At 56.0% G+C, this 16,236-nt stretch carries 13 protein-coding genes and 1 pseudogene; 7 read left to right on the forward strand and 7 right to left on the reverse strand.

Annotated elements, in window-relative coordinates; genetic code table 11:
* Window positions 1-23 precede the first annotated feature (23 nt).
* The 5 genes and pseudogenes from ARTH_RS16225 to ARTH_RS23565 all read left to right on the forward strand — a co-directional run.
* Window positions 24-488, forward strand: coding sequence for an Lrp/AsnC family transcriptional regulator (locus tag ARTH_RS16225; protein ID WP_011693023.1), 465 nt, complete (start codon window positions 24-26; stop codon window positions 486-488).
* A gap of 435 nt (window positions 489-923) precedes the next feature.
* On the forward strand, window positions 924-2,435 hold the full coding sequence (locus ARTH_RS16230; RefSeq protein ID WP_011693024.1) for a polysaccharide biosynthesis tyrosine autokinase: 1,512 nt from the start codon (window positions 924-926) through the stop codon (window positions 2,433-2,435).
* Window positions 2,436-3,327: 892 nt separating this feature from the next.
* Window positions 3,328-3,465, forward strand: a complete 138-nt coding sequence (locus ARTH_RS23940) for a Mu transposase domain-containing protein (protein WP_156810690.1) — start codon at window positions 3,328-3,330, stop codon at window positions 3,463-3,465.
* Window positions 3,466-3,467: 2 nt separating this feature from the next.
* A complete protein-coding gene (locus ARTH_RS23945; RefSeq protein ID WP_198011517.1) occupies window positions 3,468-3,695 on the forward strand; it encodes a hypothetical protein in 228 nt (75 codons plus the stop codon).
* Between the two features lie 144 nt (window positions 3,696-3,839).
* Window positions 3,840-4,334 (forward strand): annotated as a pseudogene (locus ARTH_RS23565) (ATP-binding protein); the annotation flags it as partial.
* A gap of 339 nt (window positions 4,335-4,673) precedes the next feature.
* Here ARTH_RS23565 and ARTH_RS23570 read toward each other — a convergent pair.
* The 7 genes from ARTH_RS23570 to ARTH_RS16265 form a co-directional block, all read right to left on the reverse strand.
* Window positions 4,674-5,612, reverse strand: a complete 939-nt coding sequence (locus tag ARTH_RS23570) for a glycosyltransferase family 2 protein (protein ID WP_011693026.1) — start codon at window positions 5,610-5,612, stop codon at window positions 4,674-4,676.
* A 9-nt stretch (window positions 5,613-5,621) separates the two neighbouring features.
* Window positions 5,622-6,779 (reverse strand): hypothetical protein, encoded by a 1,158-nt coding sequence (locus ARTH_RS23950; RefSeq protein WP_156810692.1) that lies wholly within the window; start codon window positions 6,777-6,779, stop codon window positions 5,622-5,624.
* 280 nt (window positions 6,780-7,059) lie between these two features.
* Window positions 7,060-8,235 carry a glycosyltransferase gene (locus tag ARTH_RS24555; protein WP_011693028.1) on the reverse strand — a complete coding sequence of 392 codons (1,176 nt, stop codon included), beginning with the start codon at window positions 8,233-8,235 and terminating at the stop codon, window positions 7,060-7,062.
* Between the two features lie 76 nt (window positions 8,236-8,311).
* Complete coding sequence (locus tag ARTH_RS16255; RefSeq protein WP_043429980.1) at window positions 8,312-9,616, reverse strand: hypothetical protein; 1,305 nt, start codon at window positions 9,614-9,616, stop codon at window positions 8,312-8,314.
* Window positions 9,567-10,505, reverse strand: coding sequence for a glycosyltransferase family 2 protein (locus ARTH_RS23575; protein ID WP_269534827.1), 939 nt, complete (start codon window positions 10,503-10,505; stop codon window positions 9,567-9,569). The genes ARTH_RS16255 and ARTH_RS23575 overlap by 50 nt, the downstream gene beginning before the upstream one ends.
* Before the next feature lie 71 nt (window positions 10,506-10,576).
* A complete protein-coding gene (locus tag ARTH_RS23580) occupies window positions 10,577-11,719 on the reverse strand; it encodes a glycosyltransferase family 4 protein (RefSeq protein ID WP_198011520.1) in 1,143 nt (380 codons plus the stop codon).
* 232 nt (window positions 11,720-11,951) lie between these two features.
* Window positions 11,952-13,115 carry a glycosyltransferase gene (locus ARTH_RS16265; protein ID WP_011693032.1) on the reverse strand — a complete coding sequence of 388 codons (1,164 nt, stop codon included), beginning with the start codon at window positions 13,113-13,115 and terminating at the stop codon, window positions 11,952-11,954.
* 343 nt (window positions 13,116-13,458) lie between these two features.
* Here ARTH_RS16265 and ARTH_RS16270 point away from each other — a divergent pair, with 343 nt between their 5' ends.
* Together ARTH_RS16270 and ARTH_RS16275 are read left to right on the forward strand one after the other, a co-directional pair.
* Entirely contained in the window at window positions 13,459-14,853 is a 1,395-nt protein-coding gene (locus ARTH_RS16270; protein WP_232223534.1) for a sugar transferase, read from the forward strand.
* Window positions 14,854-14,912: 59 nt separating this feature from the next.
* Window positions 14,913-16,226, forward strand: a complete 1,314-nt coding sequence (locus ARTH_RS16275) for a UDP-glucose dehydrogenase family protein (RefSeq protein ID WP_043429983.1) — start codon at window positions 14,913-14,915, stop codon at window positions 16,224-16,226.
* The last annotated feature ends 10 nt before the right edge of the window (window positions 16,227-16,236 follow it).

Below are 16,236 nucleotides of genomic sequence, written 5' to 3' on the forward strand. Positions count from 1 at the left end.
TTACCCGTGGGAGTTGTGGACAAATGGCAGAAACTGAGGCGGACCAGGTGCCGGTGCCGCTGGATGATGTGGACCGGAACATCATTGCTGAGCTCACCCGGGACGGGCGGATGTCCGTGACGCAGGTGGCTGAAAACGTGCACATCTCACGGGCGCACGCCTATACGCGGATAGCAAGGCTGACCGGCGAGGGGGTGCTGACCAAGTTCACAGCCCTCGTTGACCCTATTAAGGCCGGGCTCAAATCCTCCGCCTACGTGACACTCAAAGTCAGGCAGCATTCGTGGCGCGAACTGCGCGAGCTACTTCGCGCCATCCCGGAGGTGCACCACATAGCCCTGGTGGGCGGCGACTTCGACGTCATCCTGCTGGTGCGGGCCGTGGACAATGTGGACCTGCGCCGCGTGATCTTCGACCAGCTGCAGTCGATGCCGGGAGTGCTGGACACGCAGACGTTTCTGGTGTTTGAGGATGTGGATACGCGTTAGCGGATGGGTCGCTCTCGCTGCACGGGACAGTCACGAGGCGGCTGCACCAGCTGTAACCCGGCAAGTCAGATGCGCTTCAAAATCAAGTGCACCTTTCCGGTCTTGTGATTCCGAGCATTGAATAGGGCCCAAACGGCATGATTTATTCGCTTTGAGGTCAGCCGTGCAATCTCTGCGCCGGCCCTTTATACCGCCTAATTGGATTGCCTCCGTGGACAGGACGGTGCCTGAACTGCCGCCGAATCGCGGACCGTGACATGTCAATGGAAGCGTCCGTTGCGTGAGTGACGCACTCGGGTTGTTACTCGTTCACCAGCGCGGGCAGACGCCTCCGCACCGCCAATAACAGGTACAATTGGCGTGACCGCAGGAATATTGCCGTTCTGGTGGCATGCCAGCTGGCAGGTCCCAGACATCGACACAGGGGGACCCGGTTTGGATCTACACGACAGCTTGCGGATTTTGCGCCGTAATTGGATTCTCATCGTGGCCGCTACCCTTGCTGGCCTCCTCATGAGCGGTGGCGCATCCGTCCTCACCAAGCCGACGTATCGGGCTGACACTCAGTTATTTGTGGCAATTCAGAGTTCTGGTTCGGTCCAGGAGCTCCAGCAGGGCAACACCTTCAGCCAGGCCAGAGTCCAGTCATACGTAAAGACGGTGGCGTCGCCCATAGTATTGCAGCCAGTTATCGATACGCTCGGCCTCCCCAGCACGGCTGAGGAATTAGCAGGGCGAGTGAAGGCCAGCACGGACCTAAACACTGTGTTGATAAACATCTCCGTCGAGGACAACTCCCCAGTTCAGGCGGCCGCAACAGCTCAAGCCGTTGCCGATAGCCTTATCAGGGTCGTTGACACGTTAGAAAAGCCGAAAACGGGAGGAACCTCGCCGGTCAGCCTTTCGATCACAAAACCTGCAAAAGCGCCTTCTGTGCCATCAGCTCCTGATACGCGTCTTAACCTAATGGTTGGCCTCCTTTTGGGCCTTGCCGCCGGGGTGGGCGCCGCCCTACTCCGGACGTCACTCGACAACAGAATTAGAGGGGAGGCTGACTTGCGACGAGTCACTGAGTTGCCGCTCCTCGGTGGGATTTCATTTGACCAGGATGCGACGCGCAAGCCTTTGCTCACCCAAACTGCTGCGCAGAGTCCCCGATCAGAGTCGTTCAGGCAATTGCGGACCAATCTCCAATTTGCAAATGTTTCAGGACGTGCCAGCACCGTAGTCGTAACTTCTTCGCTCCCGGGGGAGGGCAAGAGCACGACTGCAACAAACTTGGCCATTTCCCTTGCGCAGGCTGGCCAGAAGGTTTGCCTTATCGACGCAGACTTGCGTCGTCCTATGATCAACGAATATCTCGGACTCGACCGAAGCGCCGGGTTGACTACAGCTCTGGTCGGGTTGGCCGACGTCAGTGATCTCCTCCAGCCGTGGGGTGATGACAGTCTCTACGTACTGGCTTCGGGACAGATACCACCAAACCCAAGTGAACTCCTCGGGTCGGATGAGATGAAACAACTAATCACGCGGTTAGAAGACGCTTTCGATACGGTCGTAATTGACGCACCTCCCCTTCTACCCGTCACAGACGCTGCAGTCTTGTCTCAACACGTAGGCGGAGTTGTCGTCGTCGTGGGATCTCAGAAGCTTCGCCAAAACGATCTGGAGAAATCCCTCGGCGCCCTGAACATGGTCGGCGCTAACGTTTTGGGAATCGTCCTGAACCGACTTCCGGTGAAGGGACCCGACTCATATGCCTACACCTACTACAGCCACGACGGTGCGACAGCCACCGCAAAGAGGCCCAAGGCCAACGCTCAAGAGCGCGGACAACAAACAAATGCTGGCGAGCCAGACCTTCACTACGGTGACTTCGATCGGCAAATTCTGGAAACGCAATCTCAGCCCGCACACGTGTTTCCTCGGACTAGCGCGGAGCGGTAGTCCGAGGAAACAAATCCATGGATGGCAGCCGTAGCGGGCGGGGTTCTACGTCGGCGAAGCTGCCCCACATATCCAAGGCAGAGCCACCGCCTGCGCCAGGATGGTCGGATTGGTGCCACTACCAGCAAGACTCTGTGCCGGCTGCCTGACCCCCCAAGAGCGGACCGGCCACAGGATGGGTTGAAGCGACGGTTATTCTGGCCTCATGTTTGATTCAGAATTGATTTCGTATCGTAACAAAATACGGGCCCATGGCCATGCTGCGATGAGGGTGCCCAGCACTAGATCAGTTAAAGGACCATAAGCCTTGCTGATCTTACCGTCGTGGCGGCCGACCTGCGACAAGCACTTCCAGCCTGCCGACTACGGTGTCATCTCCGTGTCCGTTCTGGACGCAGGGGGGTGTGGATCATTGGTGAAACCGACCAAACAGTCGGCAGCCCCAGCTGAGGTTTGTCGCGATGCGGCAGAGGACTTTACTGAGGCGGCCCGCAAGGGGCGAGGCGCCGCTTGCGCAGATTGCGAAGGACTACGGGCGTTCCGTCAAGACACTGACGAGCCGGGATAGCCGAATGGACCCGAAGAACACTCCGATGGCAACTTCGAGAATGCCTCCTAGCTGAAGCCGTTCCGTCTGTCAAAATTCGTGCTCGAGGCTGTGCGCCTGCAGCACTTGCCGAAGCAGCCGCCGCGAAAGAGCACTTGACGGCCCGGACGGGCTTACTCCAAACAGAAAAACCGCATCTAGCGAGCCGGCCTCGGTGGAGGCCCCGACTGGAGTCGTCATCGTTAGCGAGCCTCGACGCAGACGTGCGCGAACGCCCGCTACTCCCGGACCCGTCATGGCCGTCCGGTCGAGCTTTTCATCTGGGACCGAAGTGCGATGCGGCCGGTGGCGCCCGAGTTCGCCTTCCGCAGCAGCGTCCGGCTGCCATGGGACTACTACGTGCGGGTCTTCTCCAACGCCTATTCCGTGGACCCGGGCGCGATCGGGCGGATCGTGAACGTCGAAGCAGACCTGGAAAGGTGACTGTGAGCGCAGACGGCCGCTGCTGGCCAGGCACGAGCGGCAATGGGCCCGGCACCAGATCTTCACCGACCCCGGGCACGTGGACAAGGCCGTCCCTCCGACGGATCCACCGCAGCCTCAAGACCGGACGGTCATGGGTGGTGGAGGAACGGGACCTGGCGGTCTATGACGAACTGTTCGGTGTCGCCATCCCCGACGATGCCCGCGAGCTCTCCGGGGCAGGACGGTGAACGGGGCAGTGAAGGACATCGAGTACTACGGCCGCGCACTGTCCGCCCCGCGGATCGCCGACGGCTACCGGTCCCCCGGGGAACGCTCGGGCTCGGGAGGCAGGCTGGTCACACGAGGAATACCTCGCTGCCGTCCTCTCCCGCGAGGTCGCCGAACGCGAGGCCTCAGGGGCTGCCCTGCGGATCAGGGCCGCGAGGTTCCCCGGAAACGATCTGCTGGAAGAGTTCAACTTCGACCACCAGACTGCCGCGGACCGAAACCTCGTCGCGTATCTCGGCACTGGAGTCTTCCTGGAAGAAGCCAAGAACGTGGCCCTGCTCGGCCCGCCTTGGACCGGCACAACCCATCTGGCCGTCGGTATCGGGATCAGGGCCGCGCGCGCGGGGCCGACTTCATCAACGATGAGCAGCTTGTATCGGCGCAACTTGGCCAGCTCCTGGGGCAGGCGGCCGCGGTCGTGAGCTCCGTACATCCCCTTCGACATGGACTCGGCCAACCTGTTGTTCCAGCTGGTCTCATCCCGCTATGAACACGCCTCCCTGATGCTTACCAGCTTCAGCGACGCGACAGTGGCCTCGGCGATGATCGACCGGATCGTTCACCACGCAGAAGTCCTGAACCTCACCGGCAGCAGCTAGCTGCTCCGGAACAACACAAGAACCCAGCTTCATCCACAATAGAACAGCAACCCGTGGCCCTGTTTTCAGTTGGTAAGATTGCCCCTATTTTCGGTTGGCGTTAACACCAGTCGATCCTTGCCCATATCGGTGACATTGTTGACCTCTCGCCAGGTGTTCGAGTGTACCCTTGACTGGCAGCCACGCCGGCACATCCTTACGCAACGGACTAGACTGGTATCACCACTGACAGATTCATAAACCGTTGCAACGACCGCTGAAATCCGACGCCGTTACAATGGCTCAGTTTGCGACCGTCACCGACAAGCCGGCCCATTCGTAGCCCGAATGGATTGTTGATCAGGCCATAATGCCGTCAATGGTGCCCTTTGCGGCAGCGAGAAATTTACCCATCCGCCCCGACCTCTCCCGTATCAGAGGACGGGCAATGAGCTTAAGCGACTCGAAAATTCCTCTGAAGAAGACGATGTCGTATTTAGCGGCCAAGGTAGAACAGACAATTATTCTGTTTCTTGCAATGTAGTAATAGTAAGTCTTGCTCCGAAGCGAACCGTCGTTGACGGACGATCCGCCTTCCCTATGCCACACCTGCGCTTGGGGGATGATGCCCAACTTCATCTGGAGCGCACTAGCGCGAAGGCAGAGATCGGCATCTTCCCAATAGAGAAACAAATCCTCTCGAAAGCCACCAAGAACATCCCATGTTGATCGCTTCATCATGAGTGATGCACCGCTCAGAAATGACGAGGGTAACGCTAGAGTCTCAGAAAACTCGCTTATGCTAACGCCATATCCGACGTGAGAACAAGCACCCTTAGCAGGCTCGATAACACCCCCGGCGAACCACACTTTCCGGTCTGTCGAAACGCCACTTGTTATCAGTGGAGAAACAATATCATAAGAGTCTAGCGCTTCCATCAGTTTTGATGTGGCACCAGTCTCCACCTCGCAATCCGGATTAAGAAGCCAAATTATCCCATCGGGTTCAAAATTTGGTATGCGCGAAATTGCGTTCATTCCGCCCCCGAACCCTAGGTTCGTTTCCATTTTCACGAAACGTGCATTTTCAAACTTGGAAACTATCTCATGGGCAGCGATTACTTCATTCTCTTGCGACCCATTATCAAGGATAATAACTTCATCAACGGGCTCATGCATGAGCGAGGAAAGACACCGATCCAAATACTGACTGGAATTATAGTTTACAATCCAGACGCTAATTCTATTTTTGGGACCATTTATTTTATTCGAACTATCCATTGACTTCCCATACTCCACGACATCAGGCTACATTTTTCGCTGTTCAACGGCTGGACTAAGAACTTTCAATCCCGCCACATTGGGTTCTTGCGCTAATTGACCGGAACCCCAAGCTAGAGCACCAAAGAGAAATGCTTGATCCATACTAAAGACGGACGTGTAGTAAGTACTGCTTACAACTATCAGAGAAATTCCGACAACAAACCGACTTCCGAAACCGACGGAGGCACTGCTAATCGCATTCTTTATTACTGCCGAATAAAGGGCTACCACAACCAAGACACCTATAACACCTAAATGCACCGCCGCTATTCCTACTAGGTTTTTTGGTGATAGCGTTGCATCGCTGACGGCGCGAGACTGATTGATCATCTCCGAGAGGTCCCGAAGCGAAAACTGGCCCACCGCTGAAAGTGTCGAGTTCTCAATCAACTTTGGCAACCAGGCAAGGTAGGCTGCATAGCCCATACCGAAAGGATACTGCGCCAGAGCAGATAACGAAGCGTCTGCCCACATGCTCCTGCTTGCATCGGAAGTACCTTCCGTCTTGAGTCCAAGGGCCGACCATAATGGACTTCCCAAAAAGTAGTCCAAGCGAAAGGAAAGGATAATAGCCAGGACCCCAATGCCGGATGAGTAAAATCGAGTGGTTACAGTGGCCAGTCCCGCCTTGCGTAACTGCATCCAAATGGCGAACGGCACGGCCAGCAACGTCACAAATACTGTGAGGGTCGTCCCCCTGCTTTCTGAAATTTGACCAATGAGCACAAGCCCCAAAGAGAAGCCAATGACGGCCAGTTTGCGTGGAGAATGAATCGCTATAAGACCCAGGCATACGATCATTCCTGAGCCGAGAGAAGATGCTTCAAATCGGGTGCTGCGAACGCGCTGTTGAAAATTAGGGTAGGAGTGAAGTAAATCGATTTGGTCTACAAGCGGGAACCCACCATGGTACAGAATAGCTCCGATAGTCATCCCAGCGAGGGCGATTGCGCAGCCTAGCTGGATGGCCTTAGGAACCAACCGCGAGAGTATGGCACCAGAAACCAATAGCAGCATCCATACGCCCACGGAAACCATAAACTTTATACTCTTATTTATTGGGCTTTCGCCCAATAACTCACTGGCCAGAAACGGCAGAGTCAAAAGCGTAACAAGTACACCATAGGAGTAGATTGCTCCCAAAACTCGACTTAGTCGGAGCCTACGAAAACGGGAATCCCTCGCAGCAATCCATCCTGCGACCAAGATCGGTATCCATCCAGGTGATGCCAAAAGGCCGCCCCCGAGACTCCGAAGGGTGCTAACGTCATCGACCGCGAAGAGAGCGCACCCGAACACGGTGAGCCACCAGACCAGGCTACTTACTCTGACTTCAGCTGCAGCCGCATTGGTGGCGCTACTAGTCAATGGATTGCCTTCGAGGTCCGATCGGCTGCACACAGCAACGAGATCTTGTAGGCATCTAGACCCTCGTTTCGTCGAACAGTTCAAGAAGCCCGCGGGCGATGGAGGGACTCGAAATTAGTCCCGCCCTAGTAGATAGGTCACCTGATTTTTGGCTCCACATGTCGTTGTCCTCAAGCAGTCTTATACAACCAGCAGCGAATTCCTCTTCATCATCCGCGATGACGAATCCTGGAGCCAAATGCGACAGGCCCCTTGCCCCAGTCGTGGTCGTCACAACGGGAATACCGCGAACTGCTGGCGGACCCACTTTCATGTTGACTCCGCTGCCGCTAAACACGGGGTTAACAAATATTCGTGTAGCGGCGTACAGCGGCTCGAGACTAGAAACTTCCCCATGAAACTCCACGCCGTCCATGGCGGACAGCAATTGGGCTATTTCCCTGTTCGGTCTGCGCCCAGCGACATGAAGCTCGGCGTGCGGTACAGCCGCACGGACGAGGGGTAAAACACGGCTGCAGAACCATTTGAGGCCCTCCACGGCTTGCGGCATGTCTAGGGCACCAACGAACAGTAATCGTGCGCTTTCTGGTGGGATGTTTGCAGCGCTTCCATTCGCGTCATGGTCACGAAAGAGGACAGCGGGCACGAACGTGGGAGTGAGACCGAATGGCCTATACGAGTCCGAGTCTCCTTCGGAGAGAACCGCAACAGCCGCAATGTCTCGATACAACTCTTTCAGCATGATTCGCAGCCGGACGGCTTCCGCCCAGCAATATGCTCGCCGCAGGCCGGAGGCACTCCTGGCAAGGGCCTGCATGTACGCTACCTCGTCATTGTGACTGCGCAGCGCAACCCGGAGCCCAAGGGGCCCGGCTATGCTCTTAGCCAACGGGATCGTCCACTCATGAGACGCAATGACTCCCACCGTGTCTTCACGCCCTAGACCTAAAGCCATCTCCCTTAGGACCGTCTTTCGGCTCTGCATTTGAAAAGGACGAAGTGGGTGAGCCATGGTGGTCGCCGCAAACCCAGATCTCTGGATGAAGACCACTCGGGAAGCCAATTTCTCGTGTTGGCTGACTTCATGCGCTGAGAGTTTGTTCCTATGGGACACAACCAGCGTCAACTCACAGCCGGCAGCCACTAGTGCTTCGCACTCGCCGAGAAGCGCTGAACGCCCGCCACTATTCGTGGGGTAGAGAACATCATCGGTGACAACAATTACGTGCATTGTGGCCTAACTGCTTGAGGCGGATGGTATGACGTTCTGAGGCCCTGTAGCAACGCGGTCATCTTCGCCGTGGCTCTCACAGTTTCTTCCTTTGAATTGAGCGCCTCGATTTAGCCATAGCGAGCAACGCCACAACTTGAACGCCCAACACTGAGAGCTCAGTAGTGGCGATGGCCCAGGCTACGCCGACCGCACCGTATGCCGCACCGAGAACGAGAACCATTGGTACCGAAATCAATAATCCCACAACCGTAGAACTGGCTGTCGTCCAGGTTTTTCCCAATACGGCCAGGCACTGGATACCTGTACATCGGCTGAGCACAACCGCACCGACTGCCAGGCTGAAGGAAAAAATGGCGGTATTGTCGGGCAATATTTCGCCTGCGAATAAGAAACCAATTACCCAAGGCGCCAGCAACCAGAACGCAATGAAGCTCAGAATGGCCAGAACTGAACTCAACCAGAGTGCTATGTACATGCGCCGTCGTCGCTCATGGCCATCGGCTGCAGGGATCCAACCTTGCAGAGCGAGGTTAAAAGGCGAGAGTGCGGCCAACGCTGTACGCCCTACCCTATCTACGGCGGCGTACGACGCCACTTGGGCGACAGGAGCCACCGAAGCCATCAGGGCCGTTGGCAGCGCCACATAGGCACTTGAGGCGACGCGCGTCACGAAGGCGGCACCTTGAGCTTTCCACGTGAACGCCAGTTCCGACCGCAGACCAAGGCTTTTGTCCTGCCTCTGCACCCTTGGCAACCAGAACAGCGGAACGAAAGGCAAAAAAACCGAGGCGGTGAGTTGCGTCAGCGGCAGCGCAATCAGTGGGGCGCCGTTCATCAGCATCACCGCGCCACCTACGGAGGTAGCAACCCTGGGAAGTGAGTCCATCAACAACATCTTCAGAGACGCGCCTGTGCCTACATAAAACCACGCCGCAGACATGCCGCCCAACGCCATTGCCGTTGCTGTGAGAAAGGCCTCCAGGTCATAGTCGGGGTTAACAAGCTGGATAAGTACACCGACCACAGGCAATGAAAGCAAGGACACACATCCGCGCTCAAGAAGGCTTCGACGGAACGCTGAGGCTTGACCGTTATGGTCCGCACGGGCTACTTGGAGAGGACCCGCCACGGTCCAACCGAGTTCGATTACAATCGCAGCGGCGATCCCTAAAGACTGGCCGACGGCGATGCTCGCCCACCCGCTGTGGCCGAAATTGGTGCTAATGGCCGGCAAGGTAAGGATTGGTACAATAATTGAAAAAAGAGGACCCAGCGTAAAAAAGGCGATGCGAACAGGCAATAGACCCTGCCAATTGGATTTTGTGGCGTTACCCAACGGCTGGATTCTCTTTTTCACTATGGATGAAAGCAAATCCATCGTTCAGTCGACTCTCAGCCACTAATTCAATAAATCCTCTGCGGCGCGGCGACTTGGTGACGGCGGCCCACACGGCCTTAATAAGAATGCCGAGGAAGGCAATCTTATTAGGAGCGGCCTGAAACTGCGATCTGATCGATCCCCGTAATTGCCTCACGAGGACTCTAACATCGTAAGATTTGTTGCCCCGGGCCTCAATAATCCACCAAATGATGTTACGAACGTTGTAGAAATTTCTTCCTGCGTTGTAGCTACGAGGCCCTGGATTTGTTACGAAGTGGATCATCTGCGCGCTGGGAACGCTGTAAGCCGTTCCATATTGAGCAAGCCGTGCCGTGTATTCCATGTCATCGTGCCAGATGAAGAAATCTTCCAGGGGCAAATGGGTCTTTCGTGCAATGTCGAGTGATATCAACGGCCCAACAAACGTTGCAGCTTTTACCGGAAGTAACCCCTTCGAAACTGCAGGGTAAACTTCGTCAAAGCTTTGAGATATTAGTGGGAAGTTACGAGGCCCCACTTTTCCTGCCGCGTCGTTGACTCGCGGGCAAGTAAATGCAACAGGCCTCGCAAGTCCTTGATCAAATGGCTGTAGTAGGAGTGCCAGTGCGTCATCATGAGGAACAGCATCATCATCCATTAACCACACAAAGTCATAGTCGAGCTCCATAGCCCAGGCTATTCCCTTGGCGAAACCACCAGCGCCTCCGCCGTTTGTTGACGACGATATGAGACCAATTTCCCCATGCAGACTCGAAACTAATTCTCGAGACCCATCTGACGATCCATTATCGACAACGATTATCTTGTCAACAGGCCTTGTCTGACTTCTAATTCCATTAATGACTTCCGTCAAAGTCCCAATTCGATTGTAGCTGACAACAACCACGGCGACTCGCGCATTATTCTTCAAAACTTCCCCTAACTCAGAAATCAATTGTCAATCAACTGAATTCGTTTTTAGCCACCAACGCCGATGATCTTTTCCACCATACGCGAAACAGTTCTCCCCGAATTCCCAAATTCCCCGCTGTCAGCGCGGAGGGACCGGCACTGCGAATGGAGGTCATTCAGAAGGTTGGGGTCTTCCGCTAATGAAACTAGGACATTTGCTAGGTCTGTAGATGTCGGTTTGCAGGAAATTCCGCCACCAGCCCTAAGGATTTCCGTTGTACCACCGAGTTCGTAGCCCACAACGGGTACCCCCATTAGTAGCGACTCCGCCGTCACCCTTCCGTAAGCCTCATTTTTGGAACAAACCAGCGACACATCCGCCGAACCGTAGGCCTCTTTAGGATCATCGATGAAACCTTTGTGTCTGATTCGATCACTCAAACCATGGCGGTCGCACCACTCCTGCAATTTTAAAATTTCGCTTTCGTGCGCATAGCCATACAGTGAGAGGTCGATTTGAACTCCGGCTGCCCGCGCTAAAGCCACCGCCTGAATGGCATCATCTTGGCCCTTTTCCGGCGAGAACGAGCCCAGCATCACGGCGCGAAGCGCTCGTGCCCGAGTGGGTTTCGCCTCATTGTCTGTGGGCCAAAGGGACTCTATGCCCAAGTCGCGCCTAACATCTGGGAAATCAACCGTGCACGGTTGATTCAACTGGTCCGCAACGTAATGTGAAACCGCAAAGCGGAAGGTAGACATTCCTTCAATCAATCGTATTAAAATGCTCTTGGGTACTATAGAAAATAGTTGAGTATTTGTCCTGATAGATTCTCTAACCATTACTATCGACGGTATTCGACAAAGCGCAGCAGCTATCATTGGCGCTGGGATAACGGATGAGTTGATGACGATAAAATCAGGCGATATTTGACGATAAAGCCTGGCGTGAACGATTGACTCCAATATCGAAGTCAAAGTCCTCGGAACCGACTTGAAAGTGAATCTTGAACCGTGCATCCAAGAGTGCGTCGGAATTTCGATGACCTGCACGTCGGGAAACGTCACATTTATTTTTGATTGCAGAGCACCCTGCTGTGGGACAGTGACGACGACCTCGTGTCCAGCCTCAAGGGCTGCGGCTACAATGGCGAAAAGAGAACGTTCGGCACCGGCGAGCCTCTCACTGTGGGATGCGATGACAAACTTCATGCTGGTTCCAGGTCCTCCCGTTTGATCAGTACGTTTAGAGTACCGAGTTCGATTTTCAATCAGATTCAAACTTTCGACATGCATCTTCGCGAGATGTAATCTTCGTCCGAAGGATTTCTGGTTTTCGCTCTGTGACTAACCGGGCGGATCGGCCGACCACAGGCCCGCATCCTCCCGCCGCCCGAAGATCGGCCTGAGGAGACCCCGCCTCAGCAGGCCGGAAGTGCTGCCTTCACTCGTGAAACGTACTCTCTCGTGTCACGTGATCCTCCACCCATCGGGCAACTTCGTCGTCGAATCTCTGTCGGGAAAACCTGCTTGCTTGTCCGCTAATCTTTGTGCGATCCAAGCTCAGCGATCTGCCAATTGCGTGCAGCAACGACTCGTCGTCGTCTGGAACAAAGTGAGATCCGGTGAGTCCTTCGACAACCGATTCACTCGCACCTCCATGTCCATTGGCCACCACCGGCGTTCCCGCCGCAATCGACTCCACTGGCATGATTCCAAAATCCTCGACGGGGGGAAAGATATACAGGGCAGCCCTCTGATAAAGAGCCCGCAAAAGCCGATTAGACGGGCTGATAACGAAGTGCACCGGAACGGTGTTCTGTGCTGCCAAAGCGCGCAGTCGCGCTTCCTCCGGTCCAGCGCCGGCGACCACGACCGGCATGCCACTCAGTTCTCCGGCGCGGATAGCAAGATCCAGCCGCTTATAGGGGATGAATCGCGACGCCCCCAAGACGAAGTCAATGGGTAATTCGTTCAGCGCCGCTTTCTCAGCATGGCTTAGCCCAAGAGACCAATCAGCCGTAGCACGAATCTCATCGACATCAACTGGGGGGTAGATAACACGCGAGTCCCTTCCCCAGGTCCTTTTAATGCGGGCCCTCACGAACTCGCTGTTGGCGGCTAGCTCAGTGGCTTCTGATGCGCGCCATCTGTCCAACGGCTTCAGAAGAGACGAAGCAATCCGAATTAGGGGATTTTGTCCTCGATTGTCGAAGTCGGGCTCCCAGATGTAGCGCGCCGGCGTGTGTACGTACACCAATTTCGGCGTCCCGCGAGGGACGGCGACGTGATGCGCAAATAGGTGCGAACTCACAATAACAACCTCTGCACCGTGTGTTCGCGCACTCGTCCATCGCCAAATGAGCGGCATGAGCGGAAGGCATAAGATCTTACGTCCACGAAACGGCCGTGCCGAGAGTAGCGTCTGCGTCACTTTGCCGGCTCCTGGAATAGAAACGTGCTCATCCCTCCACAGGCACAACAAGTCGGAACCTTCGAAGTGCTGCCGGAGTGCATTGGCGACATTCTCAGAACCACCTATTGATGCGAACCATTCGTGTACGACTAGCGCACGAGGCCCTTCGCCTCGCTGACTATCACTGGACATGGTCTGCTTCCCCCCTTAGATGCCATGATAAAGGGAGGCATCGCCCTCCTACCGCGCTAAGTTGTATCACACACGATTGTCCCGGTTATTGGCAAACGCCCCTATTTCGACGAGACCGGGCACGGGCTGGGCCTTCAACAGCCGCACGGTCGACGGCGAGACACAGTACATGCTGACAGCGCCTGAGGGCTAGTGCAACGTGAGGTTGATCTCATTCGGTGACACACCATGTGGCTCAGGAACCCAGTAATATACAGTCCGTTACTGGGACTGTTCAGCGCATGGGGGAATTGTGGAAGAGACGCACGCGCATGACGCTTGGCGGCGCAGGTACTCTCGGCGGTTGAAACTTGTTGATGCTTTTGTAATCGTTTGGGCAGTAGCTGGGGCGTTCGCGGTCCGTTTCGGTTTATCTGAGGTCCCTAACGGCAATGATCGCGACATCGATTACGCGGTGCTGTCGGGGGCACTCATTGTCGCTTGGTGGTTCATGCTTGAGTTCTGGGGCTCCCGCGATTCTCGGGTATTAGGCTCCGGTTCCGAAGAATACAAAAGAGTCCTAGCCAGTTCAGCTTGGCTGTTTGGGTTTGTAGCCGTGGTGTCATACGCCCTAAGAATCGATACGGCGCGAGGATTTGTGGGTCTGGCCTTTCCAGCCGGGGCGCTTGGCCTGCTAGCAGCGCGGTGGCTGGTCCGCCAGCACCTGAGCCTCGAACGCAAGCACGGCAAGAGTAACTCCCGTGTGCTGATTATTGGGGGACCGCACTCGGCTTCGCACTTAGTGCGTTCCCTAAGCAGTGCACCAGCTGCAGGATATATGCCTGTTGCGGCACACTTGCCAGGAGCGACAGGAACAGCAGGGCTTTCCGGGCTCACAGTGCCCGTGACGGGTTTAGACGCCGACTTTGACAGTATTCTTGGCGTGATATTGGCCACGAACGTTGATGCCGTTGCCATCTCGGCTGGCGTCAACATGCATCCGCAAGATCTTCGAAGGCTAGGGTGGGAACTAGCCGCGCGAGACATCGGCATGATCTTGGCGCCTGCCCTGACCGACATTGCTGGACCTCGTATCCATACCCAGCCTGTCGCAGGTTTACCTCTGATCCATGTGTCCACGCCTAAGCTCACAGGCGGGAAGAAAGTGGCCAAGCGGGCGTTCGATATAGTAGTTGCGGGTCTGCTGGTTGCCTGCCTCGCTCCGCTGTTTCTCGTGTTGGCTGTACTCGTCCGCTTTACGGATCCTGGCCCTGTGTTCTATCGCCAAGAACGAATTGGTCTCCGCGGCACGACTTTCCACATGCTGAAGTTCCGGTCTATGAAAGTGGACGCTGACGCCCAGTTGGGCGAGTTACTAGCAGCACAAGGCTCCGCTGATACACCTCTTTTCAAGGTTGAAAATGACCCGAGGATCACACCCCTGGGACGGGTCTTGCGAAAGTACTCTCTGGATGAACTGCCCCAGCTACTCAATGTGCTGGGCGGCAGCATGAGCCTTGTCGGCCCGAGGCCGCAGCGCGAAGGCGAAGTTGCCCTCTATGACGACGCGGCCCATCGGCGGCTCTACGTTAGTCCTGGCATGAGCGGCCTTTGGCAGGTCAGTGGGCGCTCCAATCTTAGCTGGGAGGAGAGCATCCGGCTCGACCTCTACTATGTGGAAAACTGGTCGCTCATGGGTGACGTAGTCATTCTCTTCAAGACTTTCAAAGCCGTATTTGCAAGCACGGGCGCGGTTTGAAAAGCTCCGCTCCCTTTTCAACGGCAACAACCGCCCATTCTCTTGGGGAAGGCAACAAAATGCGTATATCAGTAATCGGCTGCGGGTATCTCGGAGCTGTCCATGCAGCTTGCATGGCCAAACTTGGACACGATGTCGTTGGCATAGACGTTGACGACCAAAAAATTGCTGCACTCTCAGCGGCCAAGGCGCCGTTTTACGAACCGGGACTTGAAGAGCTTCTCGAAGAGGTACAGACAACCGGGCGGTTGTCCTTCACAACTGACATGTCGGCGGCTGCCGGCAGTCGTGTGCACTTCGTCTGTGTGGGCACTCCACAGAAGAAAGGCGAGAACGGCGCGGACCTGACCTACGTCGATGCCGCAGTCAATGGCCTTTTGCCGTACTTGGCGCCGGGGGACATCGTCGTAGGAAAATCGACGGTCCCCGTGGGCACAGCCTCGCGGCTCTCCGATCTGGTGAGAGCTCACGAGGCGGATGCCCATCTGGTATGGAACCCCGAGTTTCTTCGCGAAGGCCACGCAGTAACCGACACGCTCCGTCCTGACCGGTTCGTATACGGCGTTGCCGGTGGCTCCGAAGACCACCCGGCTGTCTCTTTCCTGGACGAGGTCTACTCTGTTCCGCTCTCCTCTGGAACTCCTCGGCTCGTCACTGATCACCCAACCGCCGAATTGGTCAAAACCGCCGCCAACTCATTCCTTGCGACCAAGATCTCCTTCATCAATGCAATGGCAGAACTTTGTGAGGCCGCCGGCGCGGACGTCACACGCCTTGCCGATGCCATCGGCATGGACGATCGCATCGGCCGAAAATTCCTCAATGCAGGCATCGGTTTTGGCGGAGGCTGCTTGCCGAAGGACATTCGAGCGTTCATGGCGCGAGCCGGCGAATTGGGTGCTGACCAAGCCCTTACTTTCCTTAGGGAAGTCGACTCCATCAACATGCGGCGCCGCACACGCGTGGTGGAGCTTAGTCGCGAACTGTGCGGCGGGACACTGCTGGGCAAGCGAATCACAGTTCTGGGAGCAGCGTTCAAGCCGGAAAGTGACGACGTTCGAGACTCCCCCGCACTCAGTATTGCTGCGCAACTACAGCTGCAGGGTGCCGTTGTGACCGTGACAGATCCCAAAGCCCTTGCGAACGCGGCCAAGAGGTTTCCGGAGCTTCATTACGAGACCGAGACAAACGTTTCAGTAGAAAAGGCCGACGCCCTGTTGCTACTTACGGAGTGGCAGGAATACCGCAGTCTTGACCCATACGAGCTCGGCCGGCGCGTCTCATCCCTCCGCATCCTTGACGGACGCAACGTTCTGGACTCGGAAAAGTGGCGAGCGGCTGGATGGATTTATCGCGGCTTGGGACGCCCCTGACGATGGGTCA

The organism is Arthrobacter sp. FB24, from assembly GCF_000196235.1.
Lineage (GTDB): Bacteria > Actinomycetota > Actinomycetes > Actinomycetales > Micrococcaceae > Arthrobacter.